1 rRNA gene (cut by a window edge) is annotated in these 2500 nt (G+C 54.0%); it reads left to right on the top strand.

The features are described from left to right. Nucleotides 1–2302, top strand: a 23S ribosomal RNA gene (locus tag ABB28_RS12570); it begins 579 nt to the left of the window's first position. Nucleotides 2303–2500: the final 198 nt, after the last annotated feature.

Genomic DNA, 2500 nt, shown 5'->3' with positions numbered 1-2500 from the left:
CGTGGCAAGCTTAACCGTATAGGGGAGGCGAAGGGAAACCGAGTCTGATAAGGGCGCATAGTCGCGGGCAGTAGACCCGAAACCGGGTGATCTAGTCATGGCCAGGGTGAAGGTGCCGTAACAGGTACTGGAGGCCCGAACCCACGTCTGTTGCAAAAGACGGGGATGAGCTGTGATTAGGAGTGAAAAGCTAATCGAACCCGGAGATAGCTGGTTCTCCTCGAAAGCTATTTAGGTAGCGCCTCATATGTATCCTCTCGGGGGTAGAGCACTGTTATGGCTAGGGGGTCATCGCGACTTACCAAACCATTGCAAACTCCGAATACCGAGACGGACTGTATGGGAGACACACGGCGGGTGCTAACGTCCGTCGTGAAAAGGGAAACAACCCAGACCCACAGCTAAGGTCCCAAATTCACTGCTAAGTGGAAAACCATGTGGAAAGGCACAGACAGCCAGGAGGTTGGCTTAGAAGCAGCCACCCTTTAAAGAAAGCGTAATAGCTCACTGGTCGAGTCGGTCTGCGGGGAAGATTTAACGGGGCTAAGCAGTGAACCGAAGCTTGGGGTGTGCATATTTATATGTACGCGGTAGAGGAGCGTTCCGTAAGCCGTTGAAGGTGGATTGAGAAGTCTGCTGGAGGTATCGGAAGTGCGAATGCTGACATGAGTAACGATAATGCGGGTGAAAAACCCGCACGCCGAAAGCCCAAGGTTTCCTTGCGCAACGTTAATCGGCGCAGGGTGAGTCGGCCCCTAAGGCGAGGACGAAAGTCGTAGTCGATGGGAAGCAGGTTAATATTCCTGCACCTCGCGTAAGTGCGATGGAGGGACGGAGAAGGTTAGGCGTACCAGGCGTTGGTTGTCCTGGGGAAAGGCGGTAGGTTTGGATCTTTGGCAAATCCGGGATCCTTCAAGACCGAGCACCGAGACGAGTCTTTAAGACGAAGTCGCTGATACCACGCTTCCAGGAAAAGCTCCTAAGCTTCAGCTTACGCAGACCGTACCGTAAACCGACACAGGTGGGTAGGATGAGAATTCTCAGGCGCTTGAGAGAACTCGGGTGAAGGAACTAGGCAACATGGCACCGTAACTTCGGGAGAAGGTGCACCCTTTTTGGTGGCTCATGCGAGCTATAGCTGAAGAGGGTCGCAGTAACCAGGCCGCTGCGACTGTTTATCAAAAACACAGCACTCTGCAAACACGAAAGTGGACGTATAGGGTGTGACGCCTGCCCGGTGCTGGAAGGTTAATTGATGGGGTCAGCCGCAAGGCGAAGCTCTTGATCGAAGCCCCAGTAAACGGCGGCCGTAACTATAACGGTCCTAAGGTAGCGAAATTCCTTGTCGGGTAAGTTCCGACCTGCACGAATGGCGTAACGACAGCGGCGCTGTCTCCACCCGAGACTCAGTGAAATTGAAATCGCTGTGAAGATGCAGCGTTCCCGTGGCAAGACGGAAAGACCCCGTGAACCTTTACTATAGCTTTACACTGAACGTTGAGTTCGTCTGTGTAGGATAGGTGGGAGGCTATGAAACTGTGGCGCTAGCTGCAGTGGAGCCAACCTTGAAATACCACCCTGTCGTGCTTGACGTTCTAACCTAGGTCCGTAATCCGGATCGGGGACCGTGTATGGTGGGTAGTTTGACTGGGGCGGTCTCCTCCTAAAGAGTAACGGAGGAGCTCGAAGGTACGCTCAGCGCGGTCGGACATCGCGCACTGTGTGCAAAGGCATAAGCGTGCTTGACTGCAAGATCGACGGATCAAGCAGGTAGGAAACTAGGACTTAGTGATCCGGTGGTTCTGTATGGAAGGGCCATCGCTCAACGGATAAAAGGTACTCCGGGGATAACAGGCTGATACCGCCCAAGAGTTCATATCGACGGCGGTGTTTGGCACCTCGATGTCGGCTCATCACATCCTGGGGCTGTAGTCGGTCCCAAGGGTATGGCTGTTCGCCATTTAAAGTGGTACGCGAGCTGGGTTCAGAACGTCGTGAGACAGTTCGGTCCCTATCTGCCATGGGCGTTGGAGATTTGAGAGGGGCTGCTCCTAGTACGAGAGGACCGGAGTGGACGAACCTCTGGTGTTCCGGTTGTCACGCCAGTGGCATTGCCGGGTAGCTATGTTCGGAAGCGATAACCGCTGAAAGCATCTAAGCGGGAAGCGCGCCTCAAGATGAGATCTCCCGGGGCACAAGCCCCCTGAAGGAACCATATAGACTATGTGGTTGATAGGTCAGGTGTGTAAGTACAGCAATGTATTGAGCTAACTGATACTAATGATCCGTGCGGCTTGACCATATAACCTCAAGTTGCCTTGGCCGACATGACATGTCGATAGATCCAAGTGCACGCTACGTCACAAGACCAAACGAGAGGCAGGCGCCCAGGCGCGTCTCTTTGTAAAGCCGGCATATCCATGCCCGCTCCCTGCAAAGACACGCTCTGCGGCGACACTCCAAAAGCCTCCCTGGTGAAATTAGCGCTGTGGAACCACCC

The organism is Stenotrophomonas chelatiphaga, assembly GCF_001431535.1.
Classification (GTDB): Bacteria; Pseudomonadota; Gammaproteobacteria; order Xanthomonadales; family Xanthomonadaceae; genus Stenotrophomonas; species Stenotrophomonas chelatiphaga.
The sequence above is the reverse complement of the archived record's forward strand: the minus strand, read 5'-3'. Positions and strand labels throughout refer to the sequence as shown.